The organism is Arthrobacter sp. StoSoilA2 (assembly GCF_019977195.1).
Classification (GTDB): Bacteria; Actinomycetota; Actinomycetes; order Actinomycetales; family Micrococcaceae; genus Arthrobacter.
In genome coordinates, this window is record NZ_AP024643.1 from 2250475 (window position 1) to 2265778 (window position 15304).

General features: G+C 59.8%; 11 protein-coding genes. 9 read left to right on the top strand and 2 right to left on the bottom strand.

Annotated features, from left to right (window positions below; translation table 11 throughout):
- Window positions 1-399 precede the first annotated feature (399 nt).
- The 7 genes from LDN82_RS10250 to LDN82_RS10280 all read left to right on the top strand — a co-directional run bounded on the left by LDN82_RS10250 (window position 400) and on the right by LDN82_RS10280 (window position 7940).
- Entirely contained in the window at window positions 400-1890 is a 1491-nt protein-coding gene (locus LDN82_RS10250; RefSeq protein WP_224167282.1) for an ABC transporter substrate-binding protein, read from the top strand.
- Window positions 1891-1950: 60 nt separating this feature from the next.
- Entirely contained in the window at window positions 1951-2901 is a 951-nt protein-coding gene (locus LDN82_RS10255) for an ABC transporter permease (protein WP_224167283.1), read from the top strand.
- Complete coding sequence (locus LDN82_RS10260; protein WP_224167284.1) at window positions 2901-3788, top strand: ABC transporter permease; 888 nt, start codon at window positions 2901-2903, stop codon at window positions 3786-3788. The genes LDN82_RS10255 and LDN82_RS10260 overlap by 1 nt, the downstream gene beginning before the upstream one ends.
- Window positions 3785-4768, top strand: a complete 984-nt coding sequence (locus tag LDN82_RS10265; RefSeq protein WP_224167285.1) for an ABC transporter ATP-binding protein — start codon at window positions 3785-3787, stop codon at window positions 4766-4768. Before LDN82_RS10260 ends, LDN82_RS10265 begins: the two co-directional genes overlap by 4 nt.
- Entirely contained in the window at window positions 4765-5592 is an 828-nt protein-coding gene (locus LDN82_RS10270; RefSeq protein ID WP_224167286.1) for an ATP-binding cassette domain-containing protein, read from the top strand. The genes LDN82_RS10265 and LDN82_RS10270 overlap by 4 nt, the downstream gene beginning before the upstream one ends.
- 101 nt (window positions 5593-5693) lie before the next feature.
- Window positions 5694-6830, top strand: a complete 1137-nt coding sequence (locus LDN82_RS10275) for a serine hydrolase (RefSeq protein ID WP_224167287.1) — start codon at window positions 5694-5696, stop codon at window positions 6828-6830.
- A 195-nt stretch (window positions 6831-7025) separates the two neighbouring features.
- Window positions 7026-7940 carry an acyl-CoA thioesterase gene (locus tag LDN82_RS10280; RefSeq protein WP_224167288.1) on the top strand — a complete coding sequence of 305 codons (915 nt, stop codon included), beginning with the start codon at window positions 7026-7028 and terminating at the stop codon, window positions 7938-7940.
- Window positions 7941-8069: 129 nt separating this feature from the next.
- Here LDN82_RS10280 and LDN82_RS10285 read toward each other — a convergent pair whose 3' ends face one another.
- Complete coding sequence (locus LDN82_RS10285) at window positions 8070-10046, bottom strand: N,N-dimethylformamidase beta subunit family domain-containing protein (protein ID WP_224167289.1); 1977 nt, start codon at window positions 10044-10046, stop codon at window positions 8070-8072.
- 661 nt (window positions 10047-10707) lie between these two features.
- Between LDN82_RS10285 and LDN82_RS22570 the strand changes: the two genes are divergently transcribed.
- Window positions 10708-10830: a hypothetical protein gene (locus LDN82_RS22570; RefSeq protein WP_263422295.1), complete on the top strand. Its 123-nt coding sequence runs from the start codon at window positions 10708-10710 to the stop codon at window positions 10828-10830.
- Window positions 10831-11053: 223 nt separating this feature from the next.
- Entirely contained in the window at window positions 11054-12370 is a 1317-nt protein-coding gene (locus LDN82_RS10290) for an ABC transporter substrate-binding protein (RefSeq protein WP_224167290.1), read from the top strand.
- A 1367-nt stretch (window positions 12371-13737) separates the two neighbouring features.
- On the opposite strand, the gene LDN82_RS10295 is transcribed toward LDN82_RS10290, so the two are convergent.
- Window positions 13738-15126 carry an L-serine ammonia-lyase gene (locus LDN82_RS10295; protein ID WP_224167291.1) on the bottom strand — a complete coding sequence of 463 codons (1389 nt, stop codon included), beginning with the start codon at window positions 15124-15126 and terminating at the stop codon, window positions 13738-13740.
- Window positions 15127-15304 lie beyond the last annotated feature (178 nt).

The window sequence follows — 15304 nt, forward strand, 5'->3', positions numbered from 1 at the left end:
TACGCTGAATGACATGCAATATTCGCCAACAGTCGCTGTAGCCCCCAAGCTGGACTGCTACCGACGTTGGCGCTCAGCGCCCGGGGTTCCTCACAGCCTGACTGTGCTTAGGTCATATGCGCCGAACAACCACAGCGGCTCTCGAACCAGACTCCGGTCCGACCGGCGCCCAGATAGCCCACGCATTGCTGGCCTGGAGCCAGCGGCCGCGTAGTTGTCGAATCGCCGCGCGACTCCACACCCACTGGGTTCCGCTTAGCGGCGGATCATCCTCATAAGCATTAGGCAACTCAACGTGAAGGCAAAGGAGCCGATCATGCCCGCAAATACGACCGAAGGACCGGAATAATGCGCCTTCAACCACGGAAGGGAGCCAGCCGGAAATACTCGCAGTCTCCCGTGAAGGTGGCCGCGGCGCTCGTGGCGTTCAGCGGCATGCTGGCGGTCACTGGATGCAGCGGCCCAACGAACGCTGCATCCAGCAACGGCGACGACGATACCATCCGGATCGGTGTATCAGCGGTCCTGACCACCCTTGACCCAGGTCAAAACTTTTCCATTGGCCAGGTGGCCATTACGAACCTCTTCGGAGGGACTTTGACCAACCTGAACTCTGACGGCAAAGCAGTCAGCATGGGGTTGGCCGAAAGTGTGACTCCCGGCGATGAGCAGTATGTGGTCAAGCTCCGGGCCGGCCTGAAGTTCTCCGACGGAAGCCCGCTGACTGCGGCTGACGTTGCGGCGTCATTCGGACACTATTTGGCGGACAAGACCAACGGCTACGACTACACGTATGCCCCGATTGAGAAAGTGACGGCGATTGATGACTTGACGGTCGCTTTCGACCTCAATTATCCGTATCCTGCGCTGGAGTACGCCCTCTCACTTCCCGGGTCGATCATTGTTCCGGCTAAAGACATAGAGGAGCGGGGAGCTGACCTCTACAGGGGGGACCCGCTGCCGAGCTCAGGACGATACAAGATCCAGACGTCCAACCAGGACCAGATCATCCTTGAGGCCAATCCAAATTATCCCGCGCAGCAACCAGAGACGAAGACTTTGATATTCCAGAAGGTAGCCGACCCAGTGTCGCGTCTTGCCCAGGTTCAAAGCGGTCAGCTCGATTACGCCGAAGAAATCGCTCCCAAACAGCTTGCCCAGTTATCCGGGCCGGTTGAAGCCCGCACTGCCTTCGCTGCAAATGGGCAGACGTTCCTGGCAATGAACAACAGGGACAACAGTATTCTCAGCGACCCGCGCATCAGGAAGGCCGTCTCGACGGCGATCGACCGTGAGCAGATCAACCAAATTGTCTTTGCCGACCGAAATCGGCTCGGACTGGGTCTGTTTGCGAGCTCTTCGCCGCACAACCGCCCCTTCCTTCAAGAGAAAGCGAACGTCGCAGCCGCAAAGTCGCTCCTAGCAGGGACCAAATGCGAGAACAGTTGTTCATTGCGATTTACGAACGCTGGCGATGCTGACATTGCCGTGGTGGTTCAACAAAACCTGAAGGCCGTCGGTATCGAAGTAAGCATAGAGAACGTCGAGCCGGCCGTCTTGTCCAAAAATGCAGACGAGGGAAATTACGATCTGCTCGCGACGGGGAACTTCGAACAGGGAGATTATCCAGCTATCTCCCTTCAGTTCACGCTCGGGCCGACTATCCAAGCACTGCGCACGGGTTACAACAACCCGGAGATGACTCAGCTTCTCGAAAAACTCAAAACCGCTAGTGGGTCCGAGGCGGACTCAACGCTCGATCAGGTCAAGACCTTGTTTGAGGAGGATTTGCCACTGGCCCCGATTGCCGACTACATGGTCAACTCCGCCAGCAGGATACCTTCGGAGCGCTTCGGCCTCGACTCGACCCTTTTTTACCATGTTCGATAGCCGACCCGAACCCGTTCGTCGATTCAACACTGAGATCTCGCACGGGGTGGAGATAAGAAAATGATTGCCGTATTACGTATCCTGTTTGGGAGAGTCCTTCAGATTGTCCTGGTCGCGTTATTCGTAACGGTCGGCACCGGCGCGCTGGTGAGGCTCATTCCCGGCGACCCAGCAAGGGCCATTCTCGGCTCCCGGGCATCGCCGGAGGCGGTCAGTGCCCTGCGCGGTGAACTTGGCCTCGACCTGCCGATGAGTCAACAGCTTGGCGAGTCAGTGGCCAAATTGTTCCAAGGGGACTTGGGCACCTCTTTCGCCGTCCGCGGCCAGGATGTCCTCTCACTCATCCTTCCTGCCTTAGCGGTCACGGCCAGTCTTGCGGCCGTAGCCCTCGTCTTCTCAATCGTTAGCGGCGTGGGCGTAGGGCTATGGCTTGCGTTGGTCCGCCGCCCCGAAGCTGATCTCGCCGGCCGGTTGGTAATGACTGTCCTGCTGGCACTGCCAGGTTTCATGGCAGGCTTGATTCTGCTCTACGTCGTCTCCGTCCAGCTCAAACTCGCCCCCGCTGGCGGGTGGGCAGGCTCTTGGCCGGGAAATGCTCGATACATTTGGCTTCCGGCACTGGCACTTACCATCTACCTCGGTTCCCTGATTGCTCGGGCAGTGCGGCAGGCCGCGCTGGACACAATCGGCGAACCATTTGTGCAGGCAGCGCGCACGAGGGGCGTCCCACGCTCCCGTATCGTGCTGCGTCACATCCTTCCAAACGCGATTCTCCCCGTCATCCCGCTGGTCGGTCTCAACGCTGGATTTCTTGTCAGCGGCGCCGTGATCGTAGAGTCCGTCTTCGCACTGCCTGGCCTCGGAGCGAAACTGCTCGAGGCGATGGGCTCCAGAGACCTTCCCGTCGTGCAGGGAATCGCGCTCATCACAGCGCTATCCATCGTCGTGTTCAACCTGCTCGCAGACCTCGCCAACATCGCTGCCGATCCCCGCCTTAGAAGGAGCCACTAATGGCCGTAGTAGCAGCCGAAGCCCCCGGCCTCGTCCCTGCCCGCCGCCGCCGCCCACGACGACTCGAGTTGCGGGTCGGCATCGGACTGATCGCCGCTGTGATTCTCGCGTCTGTGGTGATACCGATCGTGAACACTACGGACCCGAACGCGCTTGTCGCCGCTCCGCTCCAGCCTCCGTCCGCCCAACATCCCTTCGGCACGGATACGGTAGGGCGCGATGTCTTTATCCGGGTGTTTACCGCTGGCCGACTCGACCTGGCCTTGGCGGCGTTGGGAGTGATAGTGCCCCTCGTCACGGGAACTGTGATTGGCACGGTTATCGGGGCGAGTCGCAGCCGGACACTTGACGTTGTTGCAATGCGGTTCACGGACGGCCTGATCGCTTTCCCCTTCATGATCGTGGTCCTCTTGATCGTGCTCATCTTGGGGCCTGAAGCCCAGATTCCACCGTTACCGCCAGGTGCAGCGTCGGTGCTGGCTGCCACCTGGCTCGTAAATTGGACCACCTATGCGCGCCTCGCACGAGCTCGTACGCACGTCTTGCGGCAGGAGGACTTCATCGCGGCCACGAGTCTGCTCGGCTACTCACGTCCACGCATTGTCGTACGGCACCTTCTGCCATCGGTCTCGCCTACAACGGCCACATTCGCTGTCGCCGACACACTCGGCATCGTGGCACTCATCGCTGCCCTGCCCTTCCTGGGCGCCGGCATCCAACCCCCAACCCCGGAGTGGGGCAGCATCATGTACGAAGGCCGGGGCGTTCTATCCCAAGCTTGGTGGATCTCTTTGTCAACCGTCGGCGTGGTGCTGGTTCTTGGTACCGGGGTAATGATGGTTGTTGATTCGCTCATTTCAAATACGCGAAGGGCACGTTTGACATGACCCAAACACTTCTTCTACAAGCCTCCAATGTCGCCATAGAGATCGATGGCCGTCAACTCGTTTCGAGCGTCGATTTAGCCGTTAACAAAGGCAGCGCCGTCGGAATCGTGGGTGAGACGGGTTCGGGAAAAAGCCTGACCTGTCGGGCCATCGCTGGATCCCTGCCAGCGATCGGTGGAAGCATCACACATGGCACTCTGACGCTCGATGGGCGCGACCTAACGAAGCCAAAGGCCTACGCGGACCTGTACGGGCGAACGGTATCGCTCGTCCCGCAGAACTCGCTTTCAGCTCTTAACCCTCTAATGCGCATCGGCGCCCACCTCATCGAGACCATCAAAGCGCTCGACGCCGACGACGGACTTGGGCCCAAAAACCGGGCAGCGCAACTGCTCGAGCGGGTCGGACTCCGCGACCCCGAACGCATCTTGCGGCAGTATCCTCATCAACTCTCAGGAGGAATGCGGCAACGGGTCATGATCGCTCTGGCAATCGCAGGTCGGCCGAAATTGCTCATCGCAGACGAACCGACAACGGCTCTGGATGTTTCCGTCCAGAAGGAGATCGTGGAGCTTCTCGGACAACTGACCCGCGAGGAGGACATGGCAATGGTCTTGGTCAGCCATGACCTCGGTGTCGTCTCAGCCGCCACGGAGACCGTTGCTGTGATGTACTCAGGCATGGTCGTCGAGCACGGACCCACTGAGACGATCCTGCAGCACCCCCGGCATCCCTACACGAAAGCATTGCTGGAAGCCCGCCCGACCATCGGACGCACCGGTCGGCTGGTCGGCATACCAGGAGCGCCGGCCAGTCCGGATGCCTGGCCGAGCGGATGCCGTTTCGCGCCGCGGTGCAAATATGCACAAACCGCATGCAACGAAGCAGTCCCAACACTGGAAGCAACTGACTCCGGACAGCTTGTCGCTTGCCGCCGCGTCCACGAAATCGGAGCACTTGAGAGCGCTGGAGCAGCATGAAACATATAATCAGTGACCAAGACCTGGTGGAAGTGAATCCGATGGAGCCTGAAGGCAGCATCAATCGCACGGTACCTGCAGCGGGAGGGGTTCTTGTCGCATCCGACGTCACCTTCGCCTACGGATCCGGTCCGGCTGTCGTCAAAAACGTTAGCTTGGCAGTCCCGGAAGGCGCTGCGATCGGAATCGTCGGCGAAAGCGGATCAGGTAAAAGCACCTTGGCCAGCCTTCTCGTTGGCATGTTGACACCCACCACCGGCACCGTCACGGTGGGCGGACGGCCGTGGAGTTCGGTCCGCCGACGCGACCCGCTCCGCCTCGCGGTGCAGATGGTGTTCCAGAATCCCTACACTGCTCTTAATCCCCGGATGACGGCTTTGAGGACAGTTTCCGAGGTCTACGAAGCCTGCAGCGGAGCGGCAAAGGCTGAAGCATCTGAACGCGCACGCGAGATGCTTCACAAGGTGGGACTGACCGGTCTGGCCATTGACAAACGCCCTGGGGAAATGAGCGGTGGTCAATGCCAGCGAGTGGGGATCGCCCGGGCGCTGGCGGCCAATCCGTCGGTCATCGTCGCTGACGAGCCAACCTCTGCCCTTGACGTCTCAGTTCAAGCCCAGATTCTCAACCTGTTGAGTGACCTGCGGCAAGAACAAGGCATCGGCCTGGTCCTGATCTCCCACGACCTCAATGTCGTCAGCTACCTCACCGACTCCGCGATTGTCATGCGACGCGGCGAAGTCGTTGAACAAGGGGCAACCGATGGGCTGCTCAATTCCCCGGCCCACCCCTATACACGGAGCCTGATCGACTCGGTCCTCTAGGGGGCAGCACGGCAACGTATTCAGACAATGGCTAACAGTAGAAACCGCCGATGCCTGGCGGGCATGCTCTCACGCGATAAAACAATGAAAGGCCTGTCTTTATGACACTCGACTCTATTCCCAACCCGGATCTCGCCATCACCTACGATGACAAGCCGCGATGGGAGGTTTCCGACCATCGTCGACACGGCTGGCATAACCTGCACACCACAACTCGCTACGGAATGACCTTGCGCGCTCCCGGGTTCCTGCCTCTGAGAAAAGAAACAGACTGGACCATCGGCGAACAGTCCGGAGTTGCACGGTTTCTGGCCGTCCCACACTTCTCTGCTTTCGCTGTAGTGCGCGGCGATCGGGTCCTCTACGAGGCCTACGCTCCGGATTTCGGCCCGGAAAAACCCCACTCCATCCAATCAATCACCAAGACAACGCTCAACCTGATGCTGGGCCGCGTGGTCGCAGAGGGGCTCGTCGACCTCAATGAGACGGTAGGGACTTATCTACCAGAGATCGGCTCGGGTTACGCTACGGCGACAGTGAAAGATGTCGCCAATATGAATGTCGTCAACGACTACACCGAGGACTGGAGCGATCCCAACGCCTCGGTCTTCGACCTCGACGCCGCCATCGGCTGGCGCCCTCCGCGCGAAGGCCAGGAAGAAAACACGATCCGCTCCTTCCTCTGCGGCGTCACGGGAAATGACCTGACGAATCACGCAGGCGACCTGGACTATAAATCGGCCAACACCGAGGTCCTGGCCTGGATTGTAGAACGGGTCAGTGGCCGGCCCCTGAGGGACTGGCTCATCGAGATCGTGGAAGCCGCAGGTCTTGAAGGATGCCTGCACATCAGCTGCGACCGGGCAGGTGTACCAGTGCTCGCGGGCGGGGCCTCGCTCACCGCCCGCGATCTCGCCCGATATGGGCTGCTGTTCGCCCGCGGCGGCGAAGGAGTCGATGGCCGCCGGGTGGGTGATGCCACGTTCATGGCAGAGACGCGCAGCGACACGAGCGGGCCCTCATGGCCGACAGCCAGCGGATACATTCGCTACAACCGCCAAATGAGCACGAACGGTACATTCGTTGGCCACGGCGGTTGGGGAGGACAGTACCTGCTCGTGAATCACGAGACAGATACCGCCGTCGTGTATTTCAGCGTGCTGGAAGACAGAACGGCCGAGGACCTCGAGTTCTTTGCTCCCCTCGTCGAGATGATGGCCGCGGTCGCTGCAAAGTAGAGGACTCGGATGTGAAGGCGCTGTCGGGAGTAATTTGCCTGGACAGCGCTTTCGCATTTCCGCACCCATACTGCTTCCGCCCCGCTAACCTCACGCACTAGAACGGACAGGACCATCAACGTCAACACCCCACCCAGCCTGCAAGCATTCACCAACGACAGGCTCACCCTGCGCTTCCTGACCTCACCCCAGGACATGGACCACACGGGAAAACACGTCCAAGCCGGAAGAGTCCTCGAGTGGATCGACCGTGCAGGCTACGCCTGCGCCGCCGCGTGGAGCACCAGCTATTGCGTCACTGCATACGTCGGCAACGTCCACTACGACGGAACCATCGGCCCTGGCGCCGTCGTGGAAGTCGGCGCCAAAGTGATCCACACCGGAACCTCCAGCGTCCACGTCCTTGTCTCCGTGCACGCCAGAGGCCTGCATGACACTGAATTCAACCGTGCCATGCACTGCATCCTGGTGCTTGTGGCCGTCGACGAACACGGCAAACCGCACCCCGTCAGGGCCTGGGAGCCCCGCAGCATCGACGATGCCGCGCGCCAAAAACTGGCTCTGGAACGTATCCCCGTGCGCACACGCATCAAAGACGCCATGTTGGCCGAACGCTACTCCGGCCAAGGAACTGCTCCACGCAGCACGCTCCGCTTCGTGGCCGGCGACAACACCGCCAACTGGGCAGGCAACGCTCACGGCGGCACCGTTATGCGTTGGATCCACGAAGCGGCCGCTACCTGCGCCGTCCTCCTGGGCGCTGTACACGTCAGGGCCAGGTACTCGGGCGGCATCCACTTCCACCGCCCGATACGTATTGGCGACATCGTGGAAGTCGATGCAAGAGCAATTCTCGTCTCCGGAACGGACATCCACATCAGCATCCTTGTCCGGTCAGCACCGCCCAGAACGCCTGACCAGGCGTCGCTCACCACCCGATGCATGATGATCTTCTCAGCTCCAAATGACCAACCTCGCCCAGCATCGATCGACGAACGCACGTCCGAAGACCGCCGCCTCGCAGCGCACGCCCGCGAAATTATCAGCCACCGCAGTGAGCTCACCAAGATTGGCGATGAACTTCTTCGGGCCTCAGGGAGCAAACACTAAAGGCGCATTCACGACTGAAAGCAGCGCGTGATCCGCAGGGACCAGGATTCGATCGGACCTGGTCCCTGCGGCCAATCGGCAACTGCCACCCACCTGTTCAGCAGGCCGTTGTCGATGAGATGGGGTCGACTACGAACGGTTTGCGAGAAACCGCCGTAGGACATTTTCGGTCATCCGTGAGACACCGTTGTCTCCTCCGTTGTGGTTGAGGGCACCGGACCAGGCCATTGACCCCGCAGAAAACACCTCGCCTCCGCCCGGCGTGCGGAAGTAGATGATGTCTGAGTGCACTTCAGGATCGTCCTCGCCACCCGGCGAGTTGGGGCTGGGCTGTGTAGCGCCGGTTTCTTCCGGAACGCGTTGATAGTAGTTGTCGTGGCCGCGGGAACTGGCGACGAGGGTGGCGTGATACGGAGTTCCCAGGAACAAGTCGGCGCGATCGATCTCGTCACCGGCCGCGCCGCCCATCAAGGCGCCGTAGTCGCCGATGGGGTCTTCCTCTACACCTTCCAGGATCCAGGCGGCCGAGGGGTCGGACGCTGCTGCCTTGCTGCGGTAGTAAGGGTAAGACTTGCTCCATCCCTGCGCAGCCATACCGACTCCGAAGATCTTTTGCGGGGCCCTGCCCCGGTGCCTCCAAAGGCCACCAGGCTGTTTACCGGACATGAGAGTGACTTCGCCGGGGTACGATGCCATCCAGACGAGCGGTCCCGCGTGCCCGCGTCGGATCTCGACTGTGAGGCCGGCAGAAGAGTAGACACCTGTCACCCAGTACCAGCCGTTACCGCCGAGATACATCAATCCACCGCCGGAATCCCGGTAGGTCTGGAAGGCATCCAGTTGCTCGGCTGTGGTGTATTCGGGGTGCATGCCGGAGATCACCGCGGAGTACGGCTTAAGCGCACTGGCTCCTCCGGCGTGTACCTCATAGTCGGTGAGGATGTCGTATTCGATCCCACGGCTCTCGAGCCACTCCACGAGGTACATGTCGGCAGAGAAGCCGCGCCCAGCCTCGAACAGCCACATCTTGTAGCCGCGGCGCATGTTCACGATCGGGCGCCGGGTCGAGGAGTAGGCTACGGCGCTTCCGTCCGGGTGAAAGTCGTACAGAGACAGGCCGTAGGTGGAGTCGCCCACGCGTGCGGCATCCTCCGCCGATACCTTAACCAGCCCGGAGTTTGTCCACGTGGACGGGTCACCCGAGGCGTACATGCCTTCGTTACCGTAGGCGAGGTAGCAGAACGTCGGTAACACCACGGCCACTTTGCGGCCGGTGATGTCCCCGACCGCCGGGGTCACGAAGAGCGGCATCAGGTCGGTGGACGTCGGCCCGGCAATCTCTATTGCGTAGACACCGCTGGGGAGGTCGGAAGGGAGCTTCGCGGTCAGCAGGGGATCCCAGCCGGCATCCGACATGTCGGAGGAATGGAAGTGCACTGCCGCATAGTGCGATGGATTGTGTCGGTAGTCAGTTTCGCTTCCATCAAAGAAGCGCCCGCTAACGCCTTGCGTGGGCAAGTTTACGAGGGGGACCAATGATCCGCTCGCGCGGTCGATGATGACGTTGGGATCGTCGCCAGCACTGAACGGGGAGAAGTCCCAACGCGCTATCACATCGGGGCCACCAGCATCCGACGCTCCGATAGCTCCAGATGCGATGTCCTGTAATGTACTGGAGTCAAGCGCTGCGCTTGAGACGAAGAACCCCCCAATCTTGCCGGTAAAGAGGTCCACGGCGTGGCCCCGTACGAGGCCCGAATCCCTTGCAATGCCTTGCGGGTTTCTCCCCGCAAGAGTTGCGGTCAGCGCGGCGCTGGAATGGAACGGCGCTCCCGACGCAAAGGTGGATGAGGCTGAGTCGCCACGCAACAGGTCGGTCGAGATGAGCTCAATTGATGCCACGCCGTCCTCCACCACCACGCCAAGGAAATACCAGACATAGGGGCGCACAGTCACGTCCAGGTCTGTTGTTTTCTCACCCACGGTGACCGACAACATCTGGCCGTTGAGTTGCGCGGATGCCGTCCCGCCCTCCGGCGATGTGATGCTCCATAGCGTGCGCGTGCCCTCCAACCGGCCGGAGGCCAACCAGAAGAACAGGCCCACCGTGAGCTCAGCTCCAGTGAGCGTCCCAATAGGCGCAGTCGCGAATGAGCCGAGGCAAGTCCTTTGCTTGCGAACCTGATACGTTCCTTCCGCATCCCACGCGACTGCCAAGTCCGTCGTGGCATCGCTCGAATGCACAAGTCGTTTAAGTGATACCCGCACGTCCTGCGCTTCGCCGTCACAGTATAAGGAGACGGCATCGCCGGCACGGTAGCTGAGGGTGTTCGTATAGCTGCGGAGAGCGTGTGACACAGTGTTCCTTGCTTTGGACTTGTTGTTCCGGATAATGATGGGCCAGGCAGGACCCGCCTGGGTCTGCCCACGGAGGATGAATCGACTTTATGCAAGCTCAATTCGGTCCACAAGCCCCTATGATCACCGCAGGAGGCATAGGGCAACCCTTTGGCTAAGCCTTAAAGGATAAGTTATCAACGACTCCGGGCGGGCGCTGGCGAGCGGCCCGGAAGACGCCAAGAACCGATACACAAATCCACAGGATAATCCTGTGAGACGTAACGTGCGGTACAGGGTTGTGCATGTACTAAAGCCGGACGTATGCTGCTCGAAACACCAATCATCGACACACCTAAACTGGCGGGGGCATAGGGCAGTGCAGATCTGTCGACTGCTGGATACTTGAGCGCTCACCCACCAGCGCATCATGCGTAAGACACCACCCGCACCAGCCAACGCAGTGCAGGTGGCGTCGGATTTGAAGGGCATGGCTGCCAGCAGCGCTACAGCAACTGCGGGGTACGCCGGGGACCTTCGACACATCACCTAGAGCGGCGAGTGCGCCAGCAATCATCAAAGAAGACGAAGGACATACCTTGAATACGAAGCGGACGATAGCAAGTTGGATCGCGGTGGCCGGAATGGCGAGTTTACTCGTGGGCTGTAGTGGCAGTGAGCCGGCGGCAAATTTCGACTCCCTCACAGTCGGAGTGGCCTCGGTTCCTCAGGTCTTGGACCCAGGACAGGCGTACTCTCGACAAGACATATCGATCATGGGTCTCGCGTCGGGCACGCTGACTACTCTCAACGACGACGGTAAGGGCACATCCAACGGCCTTGCAGATGCGATCAAAGAGACCGAGACGGACTTCACCATTACCCTGCGTCCCGGCCTGAAGTTCTCCGACGGGACCGACCTAACGTCTGCGGACGTCGTCGCGTCGTTCGAACACCATCTCGCGGACGCCACCAACGCCTTTGCCTACAAGTTTGCGCCCATCAAGTCGGTGACTGCCAAGGATGACCTCACCGTCATGTTCAACCTCAAGAGGGCCTATCCCTCTCTTCCGTGGATTCTCGCTACCCCGCAGGCCGCGATCATCCCCTCCGAGGTGATCGAGGCCAGGGGGGAGAAGCTCTATGAAACACCCGTGCCAACAGCCGGGAAATTTGGCATCGAGACCGTAAACCCAAGTGAAATCAAACTCACGGCGAATCCCAATTACGCCGGCACGAAGCCCACAGCGAAGAGTATAACGTTCAAGAAAATCGCCGACTCTGCTGCACGCCTCGCCCAAGTCCAGGGAGGCGAGATCGACTTCGCAGATGGCGTCTCTCCCAAGGTGCTTAGTCAGCTCTCTGCGCCTTTGGAAGCGCGCACTACCGTGGGCGTGAACGGGATTCAGACACTGTCACTGAACGAGCTGGGCGTGCTCGGCGATGTCAACATCCGCCAAGCCATTGCCCGCGCGATTAACCGCGAGCAGATCAACAAGGTCGCATGGGCCGGGATGAACGTACCCGCGTTGGGCCTGTTTGCCCCGTCCTCCCAATACAGCCGCCCGTTCCTCCCAGCGACACCCGAATTGGACAGCGCCAAGCGCTACCTCGCGGGGACGAAGTGCGAGACGGGCTGCACACTGCAGCTCATCGTCGACTCCACCGACGAACCATCGAACGACATTGCAGTGGTTCTACAGCAGAACCTCAAGGAAATTGGCATAACCATGAACATCAACAAGATGGAAACGGCCGCCATGGTTCAGCGATCGAATGATGCGGATTTCGACATTCTCGTGGCCTTCACGTATGAAAACGGCGACTTCCCTGACGCACTTCTTCCCTTCCAGCTCGGCCCGGCCCTCCAGGGCTTCTACACCGGTTACTCGTCACCAAAGATGAATGAACTGCTCGATCAACTTGGCACCACTCGTGACGAGGCCCGCGCCGGGGTGGTCGACCAGATCAACACGTTGTTCGAGCAAGACCTTTCGCTTGTGCCGATTGCAGCCAACCTGTCCTCGTCTGCGAGCCGTGTTCCTTCGAACATCTTCGACATCAGCCCTTCATTCGCCTACATCGTAGGGTAACGGTGCTGGCATAGACGGTCTCCACTTCTAACCATGGCCCCGAGAACCCGGTCTTCATTGCGAGACAGATCGACATGTTCAGTGGCGACAAGGGTCCAAGCTGACCGGATTCGAAGGTCGCAGTCCGGACTTCACTCGAGGCTCATGGCATAGGAGGCTACGCTACAACGGCGTGAAATGGCGCGGTCGGCTTGCTGACCGCGCCATTTGCGCACGAACTTGCCCCTAACGCGCAGAAACACTACCAAACGCACCAGGACGTGCCCTTTCTATGATCAACAGCGGTTCAGAATGGCGAGTCCGGACGTGTCAACCTCCGTGTCCTTCATGGAGGGTCGGGTCCCGCCGTTCTGAAATGTTGAGCCTTCAGGGCAGAAGAAGTATGGTCTCTGCTGGTTCCAGCGACTCAACGGTACCGTGTGCGGTGACATCTTCGAGGGTTCGAGGTGCCTGAGCAACCCAACCGCCCGGGAGGGTAGGCGCTTCCGTCGAGCTGCCAAAGCGCGCTCTCTGGTCGGTACTTGTGCATGGCGGAATCAACAGGCGCATACGTTCTTCAGCACGGACACCTGCACGTCCCCATATAGGCAGGGCACGTCTTGGCGCGCTAGGTATCTGGTTTGCCTGCTTCCAACGCTTTTCGGGAAGATGGCTCGGAACCACCCGCTGCAGCTTGAATCTAATGTTCTCGCCCGAGAAGCGGCGGGAGGGCCAAAAGACTATGCCCGCTGGTTCCGCGTGCTCGTCCGCTTCCTAACCTGGAGCGGGCTGCATGCTTCTGCAAGCTGTGGCATCCCAAAGGATTATTCGGTCCGGGAGCGGCGGAGATCAGCCTTACCTCGGGGTCGTGTTGCAACACGAGCTGGATGTCCATGGACAGTCCTGCGGGGGTAGAGCCATGGGGGAGTGCGACCGGTGGACGTTCACTGAGGTTGAGGGCATTAGTGAACCAAGCCCCGTCCAGATAGTTGGCCGTAACTCCGTTCACGTTTTCGGGGTTGTCGTGCCGGTCGTGAAGGAAGGGCTGGAAGTAGTTGGAGTCAGTAGTAATCCATTGCCATTGAAGAACCCGGCTATTTCGGCTTTGTACATCAGGAGTTGAAGATGCGCTCGGGTCAGATCAGCGCTACTAAACCCCGACGCCTGATTCGCAACCCTGGCAAGGCCTTCATCCACGCCGTATTGGACTGACTCGGCAATGGCGGCGAACCCGCTCGTCCAGATGATGTGTAACAAGTCGAAGCGATACTCGTGGCTGATCTCGAAAGATCGACAGTATGTCCCACCACCGGAAGTTTAGTCACGGCATCAGAGTGACGCCCTCCAAGCTCTTTAGGGGCGAGCCGTGGGGTGACGCGGGTACCGCATCAGCAGAGGGGAACGTTTACGGCCAATCCGCCCATTGCGGTTTCCTTATACTTGTCGCTCATATCCATGCCTGTTTGTCGCATGGTTTCGATGACTTGATCGAGAGTGACGTGATGCTGCCCGTCACCGCGGAGTGCCATGCGGGCTGCGTTGATCGCTTTGTTTGCGGCTATGGCGTTGCGTTCGATGCAGGGGACTTGTACCAGGCCGCCGATGGGGTCGCAGGTCAGGCCAAGGTTGTGTTCCATGGCAATTTCTGCAGCATTTTCGACTTGTTGGGGGGTACCTCCGAGTAATTCAGCGAGGCCTGCGGCGGCCATGGATGCGGCGGAGCCGACTTCTCCCTGGCAGCCCACTTCGGCACCGGATATGGATGCTCGTTCTTTGTAGAGAACACCTATCGCTCCTGCGGTGAGGAGGAACCTAACGATTGCATCGTTTCGGTCGGTTTGAGTGGCTTTTGCTATTTTCGGTATGTAGGTAGTGGCGTAGTAGAGAACGGCTGGAATGATGCCGGCGGCCCCGTTGGTGGGAGCTGTGACAACGCGCCCTCCGGAGGCATTTTCCTCGTTGACTGCCATGGCCATCAGGTTGACCCAGTCGGGAGCGAAGAAGGGATCGAAGTCGGGGTCTTCGAGGCTAAGTTTGTCGAACCATGTCTTCGCCCGACGTCGGACGTTGAGTCCTCCGGGGAGGCTCCCTTGGCGGGTAATGCTGCGTTTGATGCAGTCTTCCATGACCGCGTGGATCTTCAGCAGACCGGAGCGGATCTCATTTTCATCCCGGTGAACGAGTTCATTGGTCAGCATGATTTCGCTTATGCGCACGCCCGTTGTGGTGCAGTGGTTGAGCAGTTCCACGGCTGAGCTGTAGGGAAAAGGCAGCGGAAGACTACCACTCTTTTCTATGGCCTCGTCTTCGCCTTCTCGTACGATGAAGCCGCCGCCGATGGAGAAGTATGTTTCTTCCAGCAACGTATTCCCGCTCAAATCCACCGCTGTGAATTTCATTCCGTTGGTGTGGCGTGCCAGCAGGGTCAACGGACGCAGGACTATCCGTTCGATGGCGAAGGAAATGGGGTGACTTCCTGCCAGATTCAGTTTGCCGGACTGGCGGATCCGATCAAGGGATTCCTCAAGGGCAGCAGGTTCGACGTCCTCCGGATAGATGCCCTCCAACCCGATTGCTACCGCTGTCAGTGTTCCGTGGCCGTTGCCAGTCGCTGCGAGGGAACCGTAGAGGTCGACGTGTATTTGGCTGGTCCTGTCCAGGGCCCCCATTTGCTGCACGGCGCTGCTGAAACGTGCGGCGGCGCGCATGGGTCCGACGGTGTGGGAACTGGAGGGTCCGACGCCGATGCTGAAGAGGTCGAAGACGCTGACGGGCATTTCTGTCTTTCTGCTGGAGGGATCCAATGATCCTGGGGCGGTTGTTCAAGTGTTGCTGGTTTCGGTGGTCTCCCACCTGTAGATGATCCAGACTTCGTCTCCGTCGTTCTTGCAAGCCATTTGGCGTGGGGTGTTGCCCTCTGCAGCAAGCCAAAGTATGGAGTCGTCTAGTGTCACT

Excerpts from the sequence above, each read along its gene's own strand:
- LDN82_RS10255 (WP_224167283.1), top strand. The coding sequence starts at position 1,951 with ATGATTGCCGTATTACGTATCCTGTTTGGGAGAGTCCTTCAGATTGTC.
- LDN82_RS10260 (WP_224167284.1), top strand. The coding sequence starts at position 2,901 with ATGGCCGTAGTAGCAGCCGAAGCCCCCGGCCTCGTCCCTGCCCGCCGC.
- LDN82_RS10265 (WP_224167285.1), top strand. The coding sequence starts at position 3,785 with ATGACCCAAACACTTCTTCTACAAGCCTCCAATGTCGCCATAGAGATC.
- LDN82_RS10270 (WP_224167286.1), top strand. The coding sequence starts at position 4,765 with ATGAAACATATAATCAGTGACCAAGACCTGGTGGAAGTGAATCCGATG.
- LDN82_RS10275 (WP_224167287.1), top strand. The coding sequence starts at position 5,694 with ATGACACTCGACTCTATTCCCAACCCGGATCTCGCCATCACCTACGAT.
- LDN82_RS10280 (WP_224167288.1), top strand. The coding sequence starts at position 7,026 with ATGGACCACACGGGAAAACACGTCCAAGCCGGAAGAGTCCTCGAGTGG.
- LDN82_RS22570 (WP_263422295.1), top strand. The coding sequence starts at position 10,708 with ATGCGTAAGACACCACCCGCACCAGCCAACGCAGTGCAGGTGGCGTCG.
- LDN82_RS10290 (WP_224167290.1), top strand. The coding sequence starts at position 11,054 with ATGGGTCTCGCGTCGGGCACGCTGACTACTCTCAACGACGACGGTAAG.
- LDN82_RS10295 (WP_224167291.1), bottom strand. The coding sequence starts at position 15,126 with ATGCCCGTCAGCGTCTTCGACCTCTTCAGCATCGGCGTCGGACCCTCC.